This window comes from Leptospira sanjuanensis (assembly GCF_022267375.1).
Classification (GTDB): Bacteria; Spirochaetota; Leptospiria; order Leptospirales; family Leptospiraceae; genus Leptospira; species Leptospira sanjuanensis.
This window is the reverse complement of the sequence record NZ_JAIZBH010000002.1, coordinates 1-17,774: the sequence shown is the minus strand read 5'-3', so window position 1 is coordinate 17,774 and position 17,774 is coordinate 1. Positions and strand designations below refer to the sequence as shown.

Here is a 17,774-nt window from a genome sequence, read left to right as displayed (position 1 = left end):
TCAAAATCATTGCAGGCTATAAAGTGAAGTCTTTTGTTTCCAGAGCGATCCTACGTTCGATTTTAAAAAAAATTTTAAAATAAGGAACAAAACGTAAGAGCAAAAGGTTTTCTTTCGTCGTTCTTCTGCACTTGAATCTAATTTTGTTTTTGAAAAAAAATGAGGCACAACCGTTACAAAAGGTTGCTGCAATAATTTATTGAAGAAGGTTGAAAGACATATCTCCGCGAAATTGAACCGAAAAATTCTTAGAAAAAAAAGTGGGAATCGCTCACCAATACATCGAACGTATTAGTGAATTCGATTCCGAAATGAATGATCCTTGGATGTGCTGAAAAAACGTACAGACTTTCAAATCGTTCGGAGCGAGATTTTTTAATCCGTCATGGAAGAAGAATGCAGGATTGCGTTCTTTCTTTGTTCTCCCAAAAACCAAAAGTATAAAATCGGAACGGTAAATCGACTGAGTAAGGTCGCAGCCACTTCTCCGAAAATCAATGACACGGCCAAACCTTGAAAGATCGGATCAAAGAGCATGATCGAACTTCCCACAACGACCGCGGCCGCGGTCAAAAGCATCGGTCTAAATCGAACGACTCCCGCGTCGATCACCGCTTGGCGCAACGGTTTCCCGAGTTTGAGTTCCGATTCGATAAAATCCACGAGGATGATCGAATTCCGTACGATGATTCCCGCTCCCGCGATAAAACCGATCATCGACGTCGCGGTAAAATACGCGCCCGTAAACCAATGTCCCGGAAGAATTCCGATTAACGAAATCGGGATCGGAGCCATGATCACAAGAGGAACGGAATAACTTCCGAACCACGCCAAAATCAAAACGTAAATCAGAATCATCACGATCGCAAAAGCTCCTCCTAAATCACGAAAGACCTCGTAGGTGATGAACCATTCTCCGTCCCATTTGATCGAGACCTGATCGGTTTGTTTCGGCGTTTCGAGCGTGGAAGTCGGGAACGGAATTTTCGGAGACAGTTTAAGAATCCCGTAGACGGGCGCTTCTTCCGCTCCGCTAAACTCGCTCGTGACGTATTCCACCGGTCTCAAATTCTTCCGATTCAAATATACCGTATTTTGAATATAAGGAGAATTGAATAATCGTTCGGTCGATACGACTCCGCTTTCGAACGTGGAAACTCCCAGGCCGTGAAACGGATGCGCGGAGGATCGGGCCGAGTTTGTAACGGAAAGATCCACCGTGATTTCTTCGGGGTTTACGGCCTCGCTCAAAGAGAATAGGGCGGTTTCCGAAAACAAAATCCGAGAATCTCTCGCGGCCGTTTCAGATCGAACTCCCAAAATTCCGCCGAGGTTCGTATCGAACGGATATATGATCTTAGGACGTCCCGTTCTCAAGCTTGAATCCAAATCGACGACACCTTCCTGTTCGGAAAGAATCGAGCGCACCTTGGCCGCCGCTTGTTTGCGTTCCGTTTCCGAAGGACCGTAAATCTCCGCGACAAAGGTGGCAAGCACGGGAGGACCGGGAGGAATTTCCAAAACCTTTGTCAGGGCGTTTTCATTCCTATCAAACTCGGCGAGAATCGGACGGATCGACTCGATGATCGAGTGACTTTTCGAGTTTCGTTCGTCTTTCGATTTAAGAACGATATGCAGGTCCGCTTTCCAATCGTCGTTTCGTAAAAAGCTGTGTTTGACCATACCCGAAAAGGAAAAGGGCGCCGCTTCTCCCGCAAAAATCTGCACTTTTTCTACATTATCATTTTTTAATATTTCTTGTGCGAGACGTTTGGAAATCTGCAGGTTCTTTTCCAATGTAGTTTTCGGATCGTAGTCGATCAGAATCTGAAACTCGTCCTTGTCGTCGAACGGCAGCATTTTGACTTTTACGATCTTCAATCCGACGAATGCGAACGAAATCAAAAGAAGCGTCGCCACTCCGACGAGGAACTTGGCGGAATTCTTTTTGTTCCGCAAAAGCCAATCGGTAAATCGAATGTAGAGCCGATCCAGTTTGGAAATCTTTTGGCGTTCCCGTTTTTCGGGAGAATGTTCCGCTTCGTGTTTTAAAATTCGAACGCTCATCCAAGGAGTTACGATAAACGCGACGAGCAGGGATAGAATCATCGCAAGACTCGCACCCACGGGAATCGGTTTCATATACGGACCCATCAGTCCTCTTACGAACGCCATCGGAAGAATCGCCGCGATCACGGTGAACGTGGCGAGGATCGTGGGATTTCCCACTTCGGAGACCGCGTTCAACGCTGCCCGTAAAATTCCCAACTCCGGATTTTCTTTGAGATGGCGTTCAATGTTTTCCACGACTACGATGGCGTCGTCGACTAAGATCCCGATCGAGAAGATAAGCGCGAATAACGTGACCCGATTCAACGTATATCCCAAAAAGTAATACAAAGCCAGAGTCAGCGCGAGAGTCACCGGAATCGCAACCGAAACGACGAGCGATGCGCGCAAACCCATCCATAACGCGATGAGAATCGCGACCGAGATCGTGGCGATCAACAAGTGTTCGATCAACTCGTTGGATTTCGCGGAGGCGGTGGAGCCGTAATCCCGCAGTACGGACATCCGAACGTCGGGAGGAAGACGTTTTGAAAACGATTCCGCCTTGTCCAAAAGTTCTTTCGAAAGAGGCACGACGTTCGTACCTTTCCGTTTTGCGAAACTGATCGTAACGGCGGTTTTTGCAACGGAAGAATTCTCCCGTTCATAAAGAATCGATTCTTTCGTTTTTTCCTGAGGGCCGTCGATGACGTCGGCCACTTCGAAAACTCGAATCACCCGTCCGCCTCTTTGTGCGATCGGAAGAGAACGCACGTCGTTCGAACGCGAAATCGTTGTCCCCACTTCCACGTCGTAATTTTGATTTTTCCCCCAGGTTTGACCCGCGGGAAGAAACGCGTCGTTTGCACGGAGAGCGTTTGCCAGATCGGAAAGCCCGATTCCATAACGATTCAATCGAACCGGGTCCGCGATGACGCGTACGGATCGTTTTCTTCCTCCGAGAAGTTCCACCTTCGAAAGGTCGGGTGTTCCGGACAATTCTCGTGCTAAAGGAGCGACTAACGTTCGGAGGGAAAAATCGTCTCTCTGATCCGAACTGAACGTCAGCGCAAGAAAGGGAACGTCGTCTATGGTCAAGGAACGGACTGAGGAATAACTTACGTTAGGCGGAAGATCGTTTCTAATCTCGAGAAGTTTGTGATGGATTTTCACCAAAGAAGGTTCCAAAGGTTGACCGACTTCGAAACGAACCGTAACCAACGCGCCGTGATCCGTACTGGAAGAATACACGTACTCCACTCCTTCCAAACCCCAAACGGACCGTTCCACCGGCTCCGTGATTTTTCGTTCCACTTCGTGGGCGCTAAAACCCGGAGCCGCGAGTTGAATGTCTATCATCGGAACGGAAATCTGAGGCTCTTCCTCTTTCGGAGTCAGAAACACGGCGATCAAACCGAGTAGTAAACTGAAAAGAATCAATACGGGAGTCAACTTGGAATGGACGAATGCCCCGGCGATTTTTCCCGCAAAGCCGACGCCGGATTTAGACGGATTAGAATTCGTTTTCATTGGATGCTCCTTTTGCGTTGTAAAGGGAAAGTTCTCCGCGGATACGGAGATATTCGGTTTCCGTTGCGGATTTGATTCGTAACAGTTCGGCCATTCTTGAAAATGATTCCGCCATTTGAGGCGCGAAAATCGAGCCGTTCTGAAACAATCTCTGAGAAATTTTGAGCTGCTCCTCCTGAAAACGGACGGAGTCGTAAATCGAATTCAAATTATCGAATATACTTTTTTCTCTGGAAAGAAGAAGCCGAAAATTCCCTTCCTCTTTGAGACGGATCTCTTCCGCTTTTTTACGGACTGCTTCTTCTTTCGCCTTCGCTTCGTCCAAAGCGCCAAGATCGGAAGGACTCAGAAGATTCATCTGAAGATAAACACCGGCGTTGTAAGCGTTCGCCTGATTTCGACTGCCGTCATAGGCGTAGGTTTCCGCATAAGCCGCGATCTTCGGAAGAAAACGGGCGCGTTCCGCTTCGATCCCTGCTTTCGCTTCCTCTGAATGAAAGCGAAACGCTTCGGAAAGAGGCGTATGTCCGGATTCACGCAAAGCGGGAAGAGGAAGATATTGGTCCGCAAATTTCAGGAGTGAGATTCGCTTCGGACGAAGTTGTTCCTCCGAAATCTCCGGAGCCATCATGCGAATCGTTTCTTCGGCGGTTCTGCGCGCGGTCTCCTGTTCCTTTTTGGAAACCTCCAAAAGATTTTGAAGACTGCGTAACGCGAGAAAACCGGAATACCCCACGGGGTTATCGCGATTTCCGATTCTATATCTACCTAAAAAATCGCGGATCTCCCGGAGTAAAGATTCCGTTTTCGCGAGATTCTCCTCCGAGAGCGAAATCGACTGGAAAGCCGCAGCCGCATTTGAATATTCTAAAATACGAATGTATTGTTGCTCCGATTTTACCGCGGAAAACCTTTTTTCAAGAGCGGAATGAGCCGCCGTTTTTCCTCCTCCTTCAAAGAGGGGAAGTTCCACGCCGATCGTGCCGCGGGAATACGTGTGATCGCCCGGACGATTGAGCGTGTCTTTTGCAAAGAGGTTGACCGAATCCGAATTTAAGACGGTATACGGTTGATTGTTCGCGTCGAGAAAGTTCGAAGGTTGGGCTCGAACGCTCGCAGTGGAAAAATCGGATTGGTTTGCGGATCTTTGTCCGAGTTTCCCGAGGAAGTTCAAAGCAGGATCGTTCGTTCTGTAAGAACGAACGTCGGCATATACTTTCGGAAGCCAGTGTTTTGCGGCGCGGTCTTTTCCGATTTCGGCGACTCGGACTTCCGCCGTTTTGGATTTTAAAACGGCGGATTGGGACCGGATTTGATCCCATATTTCCGAGAACTCGATTCGTTTCTCTTCCGTCGCGGAAACGTTTTCGAAAAACGCAAACGACAAAAACACGATCGTAAAGACGGCCGCGGATCTCATCTGTTTCCGCCTTTGATTTCCGCAAGGGACGGAATGCCGATCTTTTTCAAAAAATAAGACATCGGACAAAATCCCGTGAACGAAAACAGGATCAGGTTCAACCCTACCAAAAGATTGAAGGCGAATCCCCATTGATTCACGAAGAATCCCAAAGTCAATCCCGCAAGGGAAACCGTGCCTGCGATCAAAAATAAATACCTTTCCAAATACCAACTGTTCATCTGATTCTCCTTTTTTATATACCCCATAGAGTATAATTATACAATACCCCGTATAGTATATAAAACGGACAAGAGTTTTTTACGGGCACGTCGGTATTTATCGATTTTTTATTCCTTAAGTGGGAGAGAAATTTCTCAAAGGAAGAAGGCGGCTTTGATCGCGGTTCGAATGTTTTCCATATCGGGCTTCTTTTTGCTCTCGATTAAACAACGATCCATATACTCTTGAACATACGCTTCTCCGAACTTTTTGATCGCTTGGCTCGCCGCTTTTAAAAGAAGAAGCGTTTTTTCGCAATCCATCGTGTCGTTTTGAAGACCTTTTTCCACTGCTTCCAATTGGCCTTGGATGCGGTGGATTCGATTTATGAGCAATTTTGTGCCGGTTTCGGATTTCATAGTTACATAGGATAGGGGGTATTCTATTTGGTCAATTTCGATATCACGCCGCTGCTGCGAAAACCGCTTCCACGAGAATCGGCAAGTCGTCGAGCGCGCTTACTTTTCCCGTCAATTTCCAAGTGTGCAGAACTCCTTCGTAACAGGCAAAAATTCTGCGCGCTAAAAGTTTCGGATCGGCTTGTTTCGTAATCAAACCCGTTTGCTGCCACTGCGAAAGATATTCGGTAAGAATATCGATCGTTCGCAGGGAAACTTTTCTCGCTTCTTCGGAAATGGAATGCGAAGTGGAGGCGATCTGTGCCACCGTGTTTGCCATCGGGCAGCCGGCAAATCCCGTGCTTTTGGTTTGTCTGCGCAGGATTTGGGTCCACGCGCGGATGAATTCTTTGGGAGTTTCCGAGCGGGACTTTAAACGTTCGAGCAAAAGGATTTGTTCGTTTCCGTAAAATTCTATGGTTGCCTTTCCAAGATCGTCTTTGGATGGGAAATGGTCGTAAAAACTCGCTTTAGCGGTTTTAGATTCCTGGATGATTTGATTGATTCCCGTATTTCCGTAGCCTTGCGTTTGAAACAATCGGACCGCGGTTTCTAGAATTCTATCCTTGGGTCCGGATTCTCGACTTGACATTTTCTTTCCTTTTTGATTCAATAGCAGACAGACTTGTCTGTTCTGGTTTTTTCTTCCTTTATCAAAGCCGGAAACGTTCGAAAATGCAAGTCTTTTTGGAGATTTTATGGAATCCACACAATCCGAATTCGTAAATATAACGGGCGCGGCTAAGACCGTAGAAGAGGCGGTCAATACGCGTCATAGCATTCGAGACTTCGAATCCAAACCGATCGACGAAAAAATTCTTTCCGAGTTGTTTCGGAATTCTTTGCGCGCTCCGAGCTGGAAGAACAGTCAGCCTTGGAAAGTTCATGTCGTGAGCGGTGCGAGAAGAGATCGTATGGCGGAGCTACTCGTCGACCGCGCCAAACAAGGAGATCCGGTTCCCGATACCGTTTGGCCTACCGGTTTCCCTTCCGACGCAAAACGGAGAATGTTCGATCTCGGGATGAAAATCTACGGTGTCGCCGGTATCGAACGAAAAGACAAAGACGCGCGCGACGGTTTTATGCTGCGCAACTTCGAATTTTTCGGCGCGCCGACCGCCGTGTTCATCACGACCGAGTTCGAATTGAATTTTTACATCGCGTTGGACATCGGTTGTTATCTGAATACATTGATGCTTTTGGCGAGAGGTTACGGTTTGGGAAGCGTTCCGCAAGCCGCGTTATCCGCCTTTCCCGAAGTCGTTCGACAAGAGTTGAATCTTCCCGCGACGGAGAAAGTGGTTTGCGGTTTGAGTTTGGGATACCCGAAGATCGATTCCGACTTGAATTCGTTTCATACTCCGAGGGAACCGATCGCGGATCTCGTTACATTTTATTAAAATGCGCCGGGCGTCTTTCTTGACGATCGGGATTTTCCGAAAGATTTAGGCGAGACGGAATGTTTGAGCCATTCCGAACTCGCCGACCTTTGTAAGAAAGTCCATAGACAGGAGGGTTGTCGAATTCGGAAACGGTTTTTTGAAAGCGGTTTCCGTCTCCGATTCTTCTTATTGCAATAGCGCGATGGATTTTCCGATATAACCGACAACTGTTAGAAGCACCAAAAAGATCCCGAAACTGACCATCGCCACGCTCAATCCGATCGGCGTATCCCAGCTGTACCATTTTCCGAGCGAAAGCTTGACGGATTCTTCCCATTCTTTGCCTTGTAGATTCATGAAAAAGCTCCTTTTCCGGTTCTATTTTTCTTGCAATTGCTAGAACTGTTAAGTATCTTAATAAATCTAACTAAATATGTCAACCAAAAACTCCCGAAAACTCTCCCGTGAGGAGCTCCTACAAAAAATGTCTCTAACGGGGCATCGATCCAGCAACGCGACCGTTTTGTTCCATCAGGCCGCGGCGGAACGATTCGGGTTGAACGCGACGGATATGAAAACTCTTCCTCTTCTGGAAGAAGGTCCGATCGCCGCCGGAAAATTGGCTCAATCCTTGGGTTTAACAACGGGGGCGGTCACAACCGTGATCGATCGTTTGGAGAAATCCGGAATCGTGCGCCGCGTGGCGGACCCGAACGACCGGCGTAAGGTTGTGGTGGAATTCAATCCGGAACGAATGCAAGAAACCGCGAAGGTGTATGCTGCGATGGGAGAAGCGATGCGAAACCTTTTCGAAAAATATTCCGATGAAGAATTGGAATTGTTGATTCGGTTTCAGGAAGAAGCCGCGGCGATTCTCATTCAAGAGGCAACGAATCTCCGAAATCTTCCTAAGGAATAAAAAGAATGTCCGAAATTCTGATCATCTTTACGCTTCTCATTCTGTCTCCGACCGAACTCAAATTGATCTCGGAACGTGTGAACGCGGTTTCCGGTCGTTCGGACGGAAAGTCCGAATTCGTTTTTGAAAACACGAAGGACGGTTTTACGACCGCTTCGGAAAAAATGCAGAAACTAAAAGGAAGCGAACCCTCTCGGGAATGTCTGATCAATCTTTCCGAGAAAGAAGGCGGGTTTGCAGGACTTCCTGTCAGAAATTCTCCTAAGAATCTTGGTGAAACAAAGGGCTTATCGCATACGGAGTTGGCCGAGCTTTGTAAAAAAGCGGTTCTAAAAAAGTAAGTCTTTCCCGTCTTCCGGTCTCGCTCGCGGCGCCCGCGGTGAATTGGAACGAGACGGCTATCCGCAAAGGCAAACCGAAAAATGGAAAGGTATTCGATTCACAATTCGAAACGCGAGCCGGAAAGAATCGCGATTCTTCTTGAATCGCAAATCGGATTTGTTTCCTAAAAACGAGGAAGAAAAAAAGAATCCGTCGTTCCGTTTGAAAATATCCGGGATTTGAATTGCCTTCCTAAGACAAAAATAGGAAAGGAGAAGATCGAAGGTAAATCATTGCTCGGAATTTCAGTCGTCCTCTATCTCCTCACTACGATTCTCATCGGAGCCGCCGCCTCGCGCTTCGTAAGCGATTCGAAAGACTACGTTCTCGCGGGAAGAAGACTTCCGCTTTTTCTCGCTTCCTCCGCATTATTTGCAACCTGGTTCGGATCGGAAACCTTGCTCGGAGCGTCTTCGCGTTTTGTCGAGGAAGGAGTTCTCGGAGTCATAGAAGATCCGTTCGGAGCGGCCCTTTGTCTTTTTTTAGTCGGAGTGTTTTTTGCACGACCTCTCTATCGGATGAACATTCTCACCTTCGGAGATTTTTATAAGAATCGATTCGGAAGAAGGGCGGAGATCGTATCGAGCGTCTTTATGATTCCTTCGTATTTCGGGTGGATCGCGGCGCAGTTCGTCGCGCTCGGAATCATTCTTCATTCTCTTACGGATCTGCCCGTGTCGACGGGAATTTTCATCGGAGCCGGTGTGGTGTTGATCTACACGGTGATCGGAGGAATGTGGGCGATTTCTCTTACGGATTTTTTACAGACGATCTTAATCGTATTAGGACTTGCTTATCTAGTTTGGGATCTGAGTTCGCAGGCGGGAGGATTGGACGTCGTGCTTTCCTCGACAAAACCGGGATTTTTCCGATTCGTGCCCGAGATGGAAACGAAGAGCGTCTTGGTTTATATCGCCGCTTGGATGACGATCGGACTCGGCTCGATTCCGCAACAGGATATATTTCAAAGGGTGATGGCTTCCAAATCCGAAAAGATCGCCGTGTATTCTTCCTTGCTTGGATCTTTTTTTTATTTGAGCGTCGCTATGCTTCCGCTTCTCGCCGTACTTTGCGCGCGAAAAGTGTATCCGGAAATCGCGGGAGAAGACGCGCAGATGATTCTTCCCAAAACCGTATTGACGCATACCGGATTGTTCACGCAGATATTATTCTTCGGAGCGTTGTTATCCGCGGTGATGAGCACCGCGAGCGGCGCGATCCTAGCGCCTGCATCGGTGTTAGGCGAAAACGTCGTGCGTCCGTTTCTCAAAGATCCGAACGAGAAAAAACTGCTCCGGATTCTGAGGATCTCGGTGGTCGCCATTACGGTCGTATCGTTGTCGATGGCGATTACCAAGAGCAATATCTACGAACTTGTGTCGCAGGCGTCCGCTCTGAGTCTCGTATCCTTGTTCGTTCCGCTTGTGGCCGGGCTTTTTCGAAAAAGTTCGACGTCGACAGGCGCCGTATTTTCCATGATCGTCGGATTCATCGTATGGCTTTTTTGGAATATAATGAATTTTGAAACTCCCGCGTCGATCCCGGGTTTGACCGCGAGTTTTGTCGCGCTTATGGTCGGGGATTTTATGGAAAGAAGGGGTTACGGATTCGAGAAGCAGGCGATCGCCGACAATCCGGCCGAACAGGAATAGGAAAGAAAAAAAATTACGATTACGCGGGAGTTCCCACAAAAGTTCTCCGTCGATTGTTGTCACAACGAATTGCTGTAATTCTGATATAGATGAATTCACGCACAGGAAATCCAACACATTCTCAAACCGTCGAAATTCCACGTAAAAAATAAGGGCGATTCGCTCGCGAATAGGCCAGTGTTCGCGGAACTTGCCGCGGGCTGTTGTTCGATCGAACCGGCTTTCGTGCTCGCGCCGCGCTTTCCGCTCCAATCCCTCGCACTTCTATCGTTCGATCCGGATTCTCTATTTGAACCGCTCGGGGATTTCCGCTTCAATCGCTATCGCAACCGTTGAAAAGAATCTGTTCGTTTGCCATAAGCGATTATCTCTAAAACCGGAAAAACATTGCAGGAGTTCCCACAAATAGCTCTGGAACTTGTTCCAAACTCGGAGCATAACTGTAATAGTTCCCACAAAAGCTTTGTATTTCGGCCTATTTGGCTTTCGAAGAGGATTTTCGTCGATTGACCACGCAGGAGTTCCCACAGAGTTCCGGTTTTGGGACAAGTTCTAAACGGAAAAGGGAAAATCGAACGATTTCAAAAGCGAATAATTTCTTTCCAGAAAGACGGGCTCCGCTCGACAATGGTTCCATCAGGATCCGGAGAAAGAAAAAGAAATGCCTCCCGTTTTAGACGACTCGATCGCATTTGAACGAAAACAAGAAGCCCCGAACGCCATCGAAGAAGCCTTTCAAGGACTTTGGCTTGAAGACGAAATTTGTTTTGCGATCGCCGGAGGAGGTTGTAAGGCGTTTTACGGATTGGGATTCGGCCACGAAATGAAAAGCTGGGGGCTTAAATTCCGGGAAGTATCCGGGGTTTCCGCCGGAGCGGCCATGGTTCTTTGTCTTCTTTGCGGAGACGAGGAAGAATGTGTGGCCTTTTTCGAAAACATCGTCCGTAAAAATCCTGCGAACTTTTATTTCAGTCGACTTTTCAAAGGGGAAAGGGCGTTTCCGCACGAGGAAATGTATCGGAAAACGATCCGATTCGGAATGGACTTTCAAAAGATCATTAAGTCCGGAACGAAAGTATTCATTCACACGTTACGCGCCATTCCCAAAGAGGATTCTTTCAAGAATAAGTTCCGTTTGGCGAGGCTGATCGCCGAAACCGCAAAGGCGTTTCTGGAGGACGAACGGGATCGTCTCCGCGGACTCAACACCGAAAGAATGCAGAGAATTCTCCGAAATTGGAATATGAAAGAAGTCTTATTTACGGAAAAGGACTTCGAGAACGAACAAACGGTCGAACAGATCATTCTCAATTCTTCCTCCGTACCGCCGATCGTATCCGTGCAAAGTCTCGGAAAAGAATATTATTTCGACGGAGGATTGACGAACAACCTTCTGCTCGAAGCGTTTCCTCCCGATAAAAAGACGATCGGAATCTACTACGAACCCACGACGATCATAGGGAAGGATCCGAAATTGCTCGAACGTTGTTTTTTACAGATGCCTTCCGAACCGTTGCCGATCACTTCTTTCGATTATACCGATCCGATCGGAGTCAGAAGGGCGTACGAACTCGGGAAACAAGATGCACGCTTGAACAAGGAAAAAATTTTCGAATATCTCAAGCGAGACTGGGCTAAGGCTTTCTCATCCCTGAAATCGAAATAACATTCCGTTTTTAGAATATTCTTTCTTGGCGCGTCCGTACATCGTGACGCAGCGGCTTTACCGCCACTTTGATTTTTGTAGTAGTGGTTGTTGCCCGATTCATCATCAGAACAGCAAAGCCGTTCTTGTCCGAAAAAAACGATGACGAACGTTCTTTGTCCTATTCTCCCGCTTATCCTCCGTTTTGCAGGAATTTTGAAACCGAGTTCGCATTCCTATCTGCGGATGGAAATTTCTCGTGCATTTCCGCGAAGAGCGGGCTGATCCAAACGCCAGACTTCGGAAAGAATCCAATATTTTATACGCCTTAACGTCACTTTTCGTTCAAAATGATTCTGAATTTCAGAGATATGAAAAATGAAAGCAATCTAGGTCGGAAAATGTGTCGGAATCTCCTTGACGTATACTACAGCGCATCTATTTTTTCAAAACCATGTGACCGACCCGGCGAAGCTGTACCTTCCCTCAATCGCAAAAATAACTATACATATATTTAGTATTTCGTAATCTTTCCTCATGCATTTCATCTTAGAAAAACGAGGAAGATTTCTTTTTGTCCGGCATTCTTACGATCCGGAGGCATATGCGTTTGTCCGTCGTATTCCCAAGGTTAAATGGGATCCCGTAAAGAAACACTGGATTCTCCCTTTTTCCGATGAGCTTCTGGAGAAATTCCAAGGATTCAAAAATTGTAAAGTTTCCCTTATGGGCGAGTTGGCGCTTCGAGATTGGATCAAAAACCTAAGGATGCGGAATTCGTCTCGAAGAACGATTCAGTCGTATTATTCGAACGTGGTCTCATTCTTGCGCTGGATCGGTAAGGAACCGAAAGACGTTCTGAAAAAGGACGTTCATTCTTTTTTAGAGTTTTCCTTTCTGCAAAAGAAACTGAGTCCCGCAACGATTACGGCGCGGATTCAAGCGTTGAATTCTTTATTCGGCGCCTATCTCGGTAAACCTTGGTTCCGAGATTTACCGAGGCCGAAACGGGAACGAAAACTTCCGGATATTCTTTCCACATTCGAAGTTTCTAATATTCTCGGAGCGACGCTGAATCCGAAACACAAACTTCTCCTTTCGTTTTGTTATGCCAGCGGATTAAGGGTCAGCGAACTTGTTAAACTTCGACCGGAAGATATCGACGATAAAAGAAGAACTCTTAAAGTAAGACAAGGTAAAGGAAAGAAGGATCGGTTTACGATGTTATCGCAGGCGTGCGCCGTTCTCTGGAAAGAATTCCGAGATAAGTTTCCGTACGAAGACTGGGTATTTCCGGGACAGGACGCTTCCAAACACTTGCATATCCGTTCGGCCGAAAGAATCTTCGAGATCGCCAAGGAAAAAGCAGGGGTCAAAAAAGCAGTCAGCATTCACAGTCTTCGTCACGCGTTCGCGACTCATTTGCTCGAAGCAGGAACGAACATCAAACACATTCAGTTTCTTCTCGGCCATAAAAGCGTGAAGACTACCGAGATTTACACCCGTGTCAGTCAGATTCGTCTGACAGAAGTGACCAGCCCTCTCGATCTCTGGTCCCTAAAGCCGGAAGTTTGAAGGAAGTTTGAACCCTCGGAATGACCCGAGTGCGCGGTTGACCTTGACGACTGTCGCATATCCGGATACTGTGGGCGTTTATACGACACTCGCACAGGCGATTTATAGTCTACAATCAGCTAGTTTGAGTTAGACGCCATCAATTAATTATGACTAAGATATTTATCGCACTATTATATTTATGCTCGATGAATCTGTTCTCTAAGGAATTGACTTTATATTTACCAGAATCATCAAATGATATAGAAGAGCTTAGACTAAGAACATTTTATGATGAAAGAAATAGAATCGGGTTACTATTTTCCGAAATAGAAAGTTTAGAAGACCAAGAAAAGATCTATAAAACTTTGGGGAAAGTGGAATATTTAAGAGTGAGTGATCTTTCTAAGGAATTTGCAAAATATTCTCTGAATCAGGTTTGGAAGGCACTCGCAAGTGGTAGAGGCAAAAAATTTATCGAAGTATTCAATATTGATTTTTTAATGATAATCATGAAAAGTAATGAAAGTTCAGAAAAATATAATATCACGAATATGTTCAGTGTCCGACTTATTGATCTATCTAAAAACACAGTCAAGCTAATGTTAACCGCTTGTGCAAAATGTAATACAATTGAAGGGAAAGCAGAGAATATTAAACAACGTTTAGTTCCTAAGAAATTAAAAACCTCTGTTGAATTATTAGCAGACGATGAAAATCTTGACATAAGAACTGAGCTACTCGAAACCATAGATTGTTTGGAAAAATTTACGTGTAATTTAGAATTTGCTTATTCAAAGTGGGAGAAATTAGATTCTGAAAATATCAGATGTCAGAGTGCTTTATATAATTTAGCTATTTATTGGAAAATTCAAGGTGATAATATCAAATCTGTTTTATATTTTCGAAGAGCTATTCAGATAAACTATAAAAATAATGAACTCATTAAACGAATTGCACGTCAGACTTTTCCGAATGAGTTTAATTGACGGCGCCTAACTGCGGCTTCTCACTGCGCTTCGAGATTGCTTCGCAACTCTCGCTTGGCCTTCGGCACATTCGCTTTGTCACTTCGGTTCGCGAGACGCGACTAAGGTCGCTCGAACCTCGTTCCAATTCTTCCGCGCGTATAGCGCGCTCCAGAACCGCGAACGTCGAGAAGCCTATTTCGTTAGCCGAAATTTTCTCAATTAAAATTATGAAAACAAAAATCCACACGATTTCTAAAGAAGAATTATTTAAATGCTTTTCTAATAAAGGATTCGTTTACAAAAATCCTGCTCCTCATCCTCATATTGAAGAGGCAGAAGAGAATTTAGATAAATTGCTCAAAGTTTCGGAGATTACTAAAGCATCCATTGTCTGCATTGATACCTATAAGTATTCTTTGAATGATATTAAAAGAATACTTCTCATTCCTTTGGTGATTCAAGCAGTTCATGTGATGACTATGGACATTCTACGGGAAAATGAATTATTTTTATTTGAAGGTTTAGATGACCCTGTGGTCGCGGATACTGGTGATGGGGCAATCTGCATATTTCCCACGCCACTCCATGCGATATCTTATATTATGTGGTATGAAGTCGCATTAAAATTATATAATACTTATCATTTGAGTCCGGAAATACGAGAAATCGTCGGAAAACTCTCTGTTCGATATACGACTTCCTATGATCAAGTTGTGAAAATAGGAGATAATTATTACGGACCCGCTATTATTAATGCTGCAAGAATGATTTCAACTGATCGCTTAAATAGATGTTTAATTGATGAATATTCAATAGATTGGTTTAATCGCTATTTCAATGGAATTGAAAGCTTTATTACTCTTTCTAAGATGGAAATACGAAGAATAATGGAAACAATTTTTCCAGAGGAAAAATTTGATCAAAGCAACCAAACAGAATCAATTTTTCAATTGTTCTTCGATAAACACTGGGGAATTAAATTTTGTAACGTGCAACATATCGGGGAATTAAAAATTAAAGATACGAAGATCTCGATTTATAATTTATACATACTTGTTTTAGCTGGCTTACAACCACGTCTTGATCACAAAGAAGATGAAGAAGTTAAATTATCTGTCTCTATTGGAAATATGAATCCAATTGGAATAGGCGAAAACTTCGGCTAACTGCGGTTTCTCGCTTCGTTCGTCACTCACGGTTCCCGTTCGGACTCACTGCGGGCTTCGCCACATTTGCTTTGTCACTCGACTTGCAAGTCGTTCGCTACGGCTCACTCAAGTCTCGTGCCAATTCTTCCGCGCGTTTAGCGCGCTCCAGAACCGCAAACGTCGAGAAACCTACGTCGTTAGACGGCATTTCGTAGGTTGGCGGGTACTATGTGAAAAATTTAGCTTAATTGGTTGACATTGTCAACTCAATAAATAAAATGAATTTGAATGGAGAAAAAGATATGCCATTATTCTTTAAAATTAGTTAAAAAGCTAATTTCGGAGAATAAATATATAATTACGCGAAATGCGCAAAAAACTGCTCTTGAGCATTTTGGGTTTTCTGAAGAAGAGATTCTAAAAGAAATAATTGAATTAGAATCAATCTATTTTTATAAATCTATGACTTCTCACAATGATCATCGGCTTTGGCAAGATGTTTACAAAAAAGAAATTATTAATATTAAAGCATATATCAAAATTCAAATCGTAAATCAAAACACGATTATTATTTCATTCAAAGGAGCTGAGGATTTATGAAGGATAAAAAATGGATTAATTGCCCTTCCTGTGGCGCTGAAAAGAGTATGATTTTCAAATCTGAAGTTACAGAAAGTTATTCAGTTAAGAATTATGGTTCGATTAAAATTACTGGGTTAGATGGATATTTTTGTAAAGCATGTAAGGATGGAATTTTTACAAGAAAATCACAGAACCATATTAATTCTGTTATTGCTGAATTCAAAGCTAAGAAAGATGCAGAAGTTACCGTTGCTGCAGATTTAATAAGCGTCGATCAAATGGCAAAACGATTGAAATTAAGTAGACAATCGATTCATAAAATGATGAACGATGGTAAAATAAGGTACGTATTCGTTGGTGATATTCGTTTACCCCTTAAAAAGCAACGCTTAGCTAATGAGTAGAGAATGGATGAGCGTTTACGAAACGCCGTCTAACTTCGTCTCCTCGCTTCGTTCGGGATCGCTCATGCGCCCCTCACTTCGGGCTAAAGCCACATTGCTTTGTCACTTCGGTTCGCGGGACGCGACTACGGTCGCTCGAACCTCGTGCCAACTCCTTCGCGCGTAAGCGCTCGGAGACGCAACGTCGAGGAGACTCTTTCGTTATGCGAAAATGCGCAAACATCCGAATCAAAATGTTAATACTATAAAGTCGTATTGCTAGTATTTTCTAATTATATAAAATAGTTGAATAAGGATTTTGTATGAAAATAAAAAATATTAACGGAACAAGCGATAATACATGTAAATGCCCTAGTTGGCTTGCTCATTGGGAAAAATTCAGCACCCAGAAGATTCCTGCTTACTGCTCTGTGGAAAATTGTTCTAATAAACCAGAAGTCGGTGCTCATGTTCAAAGGGGAGATGTAGTTGATTTTAACTGGTATATTATACCACTATGTAAGGAACATAATGGAAAGAAAAACGAAACGTTAACTATTGATAGCTCGATAAAACTTGCTTCAGGAAATGTTAGTTCTACGTGTGGAAAAAACTGAAAAAAATATTTATTATGAATTTTTGTTATGGGAGTATAATTTTGGAATATTACAAAGATTTAGATAATGATTCAAGTATTTCTGGATACGATATTGGACCAGATTCAATAACAATTTATTTTAAATCCGGTGGTGCATATCTTTATACCTATCAGTCAGCAGGTAGTAGCAATATTGAACAGATGAAGCGGCTTGCTCAATCTGGAGAAGGCTTGAATAGCTATATAATGAAGTTTGTGAAAAACAATTATGCGAGGAAACTTTAGCGAGTTCTACAAATATTGATTTTGTTTTAAGAGGAGCGCATCTTCGCATAACTTCGTCTCCTCACTCCGTTCGAGATCGCTAATGCGACTCTCACTTCGGGCTAAAGCCACATTGCTTTGCCACTTCGGTTCGCGCGCCGTTCGCTAAGGCTCACTCGAACCTCGTGCCAACTCCTTCGCGCACAAGCGCTTCGGAGACGCAACGTCGAGGAGACTCTTTCGTTAGGCGACAGTTTGGCAAATTTGGCTTTGAATCATTAAATCGCTTGACACTGTAACCTATTGGGTTACGGTGAAGGCGATTGATAATTTCATTTAAACATAAAGGTTTGGAGCAGTATTTTGAAACCGGCAGTAAGAAAGGAATTCAACCGGATCACGCAGGTAAGTTAGGTAGAATTTTAGATAGATTAGACGCTTCATTAAATCCAAAGGATATGGATTTATCTTCATTTAAATTGCATCAACTTAAAGGGAAGGAACAAGATCGATGGTCGGTTTGGGTAAATGGAAATTGGCGTATTACATTTGAATTCGAAGGTGAAAACGCAATATTAGTCGACTACGAAGATTATCATTAGAAGTAACTACTATGAATAAAAGAAAACCAACGCAC

At 44.5% G+C, this 17,774-nt stretch carries 19 protein-coding genes; 13 read left to right on the top strand and 6 right to left on the bottom strand.

The window, feature by feature from the left end:
- Window positions 1–375 precede the first annotated feature (375 nt).
- The 5 genes from LFX17_RS18080 to LFX17_RS18060 form a co-directional block, all read right to left on the bottom strand.
- Window positions 376–3,579, bottom strand: coding sequence for an efflux RND transporter permease subunit (locus tag LFX17_RS18080; protein ID WP_238747898.1), 3,204 nt, complete (start codon window positions 3,577–3,579; stop codon window positions 376–378).
- The gene (locus tag LFX17_RS18075) at window positions 3,563–4,999 is read right to left on the bottom strand and encodes a TolC family protein (protein ID WP_238747896.1); all 1,437 of its coding nucleotides are present in this window, start codon (window positions 4,997–4,999) and stop codon (window positions 3,563–3,565) included. Before LFX17_RS18075 ends, LFX17_RS18080 begins: the two co-directional genes overlap by 17 nt.
- The gene (locus tag LFX17_RS18070; protein ID WP_238732010.1) at window positions 4,996–5,220 is read right to left on the bottom strand and encodes a YgaP family membrane protein; all 225 of its coding nucleotides are present in this window, start codon (window positions 5,218–5,220) and stop codon (window positions 4,996–4,998) included. Before LFX17_RS18070 ends, LFX17_RS18075 begins: the two co-directional genes overlap by 4 nt.
- A 135-nt stretch (window positions 5,221–5,355) precedes the next feature.
- Window positions 5,356–5,619, bottom strand: coding sequence for a metal-sensitive transcriptional regulator (locus LFX17_RS18065; protein ID WP_238732009.1), 264 nt, complete (start codon window positions 5,617–5,619; stop codon window positions 5,356–5,358).
- 43 nt (window positions 5,620–5,662) lie between these two features.
- A complete protein-coding gene (locus tag LFX17_RS18060; protein WP_238732008.1) occupies window positions 5,663–6,250 on the bottom strand; it encodes a TetR/AcrR family transcriptional regulator in 588 nt (195 codons plus the stop codon).
- Between the two features lie 106 nt (window positions 6,251–6,356).
- Here LFX17_RS18060 and LFX17_RS18055 point away from each other — a divergent pair, with 106 nt between their 5' ends.
- Entirely contained in the window at window positions 6,357–7,058 is a 702-nt protein-coding gene (locus tag LFX17_RS18055) for a nitroreductase (RefSeq protein ID WP_238732007.1), read from the top strand.
- A gap of 168 nt (window positions 7,059–7,226) precedes the next feature.
- Here the strand turns inward: LFX17_RS18055 and LFX17_RS18050 are convergent, their stop codons facing one another.
- The gene (locus LFX17_RS18050; RefSeq protein ID WP_238732006.1) at window positions 7,227–7,397 is read right to left on the bottom strand and encodes a hypothetical protein; all 171 of its coding nucleotides are present in this window, start codon (window positions 7,395–7,397) and stop codon (window positions 7,227–7,229) included.
- A 127-nt stretch (window positions 7,398–7,524) separates the two neighbouring features.
- Here LFX17_RS18050 and LFX17_RS18045 point away from each other — a divergent pair, with 127 nt between their 5' ends.
- The 12 genes from LFX17_RS18045 (at window position 7,525) to LFX17_RS17990 (ending at window position 17,739) form a co-directional block, all read left to right on the top strand.
- Window positions 7,525–7,959 carry a MarR family transcriptional regulator gene (locus tag LFX17_RS18045; protein WP_238732005.1) on the top strand — a complete coding sequence of 145 codons (435 nt, stop codon included), beginning with the start codon at window positions 7,525–7,527 and terminating at the stop codon, window positions 7,957–7,959.
- 5 nt (window positions 7,960–7,964) lie between these two features.
- Window positions 7,965–8,300, top strand: coding sequence for a hypothetical protein (locus LFX17_RS18040; RefSeq protein ID WP_238732004.1), 336 nt, complete (start codon window positions 7,965–7,967; stop codon window positions 8,298–8,300).
- A gap of 273 nt (window positions 8,301–8,573) precedes the next feature.
- Window positions 8,574–9,992: a sodium:solute symporter family protein gene (locus tag LFX17_RS18035; RefSeq protein WP_238732002.1), complete on the top strand. Its 1,419-nt coding sequence runs from the start codon at window positions 8,574–8,576 to the stop codon at window positions 9,990–9,992.
- 661 nt (window positions 9,993–10,653) lie between these two features.
- Window positions 10,654–11,658 carry a patatin-like phospholipase family protein gene (locus LFX17_RS18030; protein ID WP_238732001.1) on the top strand — a complete coding sequence of 335 codons (1,005 nt, stop codon included), beginning with the start codon at window positions 10,654–10,656 and terminating at the stop codon, window positions 11,656–11,658.
- A 516-nt stretch (window positions 11,659–12,174) separates the two neighbouring features.
- The gene (locus LFX17_RS18025; protein WP_238747894.1) at window positions 12,175–13,212 is read left to right on the top strand and encodes a tyrosine-type recombinase/integrase; all 1,038 of its coding nucleotides are present in this window, start codon (window positions 12,175–12,177) and stop codon (window positions 13,210–13,212) included.
- Window positions 13,213–13,361: 149 nt separating this feature from the next.
- Window positions 13,362–14,180: a transposase gene (locus LFX17_RS18020; RefSeq protein WP_238747891.1), complete on the top strand. Its 819-nt coding sequence runs from the start codon at window positions 13,362–13,364 to the stop codon at window positions 14,178–14,180.
- A 209-nt stretch (window positions 14,181–14,389) separates the two neighbouring features.
- Window positions 14,390–15,328, top strand: coding sequence for a hypothetical protein (locus tag LFX17_RS18015; RefSeq protein ID WP_238747889.1), 939 nt, complete (start codon window positions 14,390–14,392; stop codon window positions 15,326–15,328).
- A 270-nt stretch (window positions 15,329–15,598) separates the two neighbouring features.
- Window positions 15,599–15,910 carry a type II toxin-antitoxin system MqsR family toxin gene (locus LFX17_RS18010; RefSeq protein WP_238747887.1) on the top strand — a complete coding sequence of 104 codons (312 nt, stop codon included), beginning with the start codon at window positions 15,599–15,601 and terminating at the stop codon, window positions 15,908–15,910.
- Window positions 15,907–16,296 (top strand): type II toxin-antitoxin system MqsA family antitoxin, encoded by a 390-nt coding sequence (locus LFX17_RS18005; RefSeq protein WP_238747885.1) that lies wholly within the window; start codon window positions 15,907–15,909, stop codon window positions 16,294–16,296. The genes LFX17_RS18010 and LFX17_RS18005 overlap by 4 nt, the downstream gene beginning before the upstream one ends.
- A 302-nt stretch (window positions 16,297–16,598) precedes the next feature.
- Window positions 16,599–16,892: a hypothetical protein gene (locus tag LFX17_RS18000; RefSeq protein ID WP_238747882.1), complete on the top strand. Its 294-nt coding sequence runs from the start codon at window positions 16,599–16,601 to the stop codon at window positions 16,890–16,892.
- 41 nt (window positions 16,893–16,933) lie between these two features.
- Window positions 16,934–17,158, top strand: coding sequence for a hypothetical protein (locus tag LFX17_RS17995; protein ID WP_238747880.1), 225 nt, complete (start codon window positions 16,934–16,936; stop codon window positions 17,156–17,158).
- A gap of 302 nt (window positions 17,159–17,460) precedes the next feature.
- Window positions 17,461–17,739: a type II toxin-antitoxin system RelE/ParE family toxin gene (locus LFX17_RS17990; RefSeq protein ID WP_238747878.1), complete on the top strand. Its 279-nt coding sequence runs from the start codon at window positions 17,461–17,463 to the stop codon at window positions 17,737–17,739.
- The last annotated feature ends 35 nt before the right edge of the window (window positions 17,740–17,774 follow it).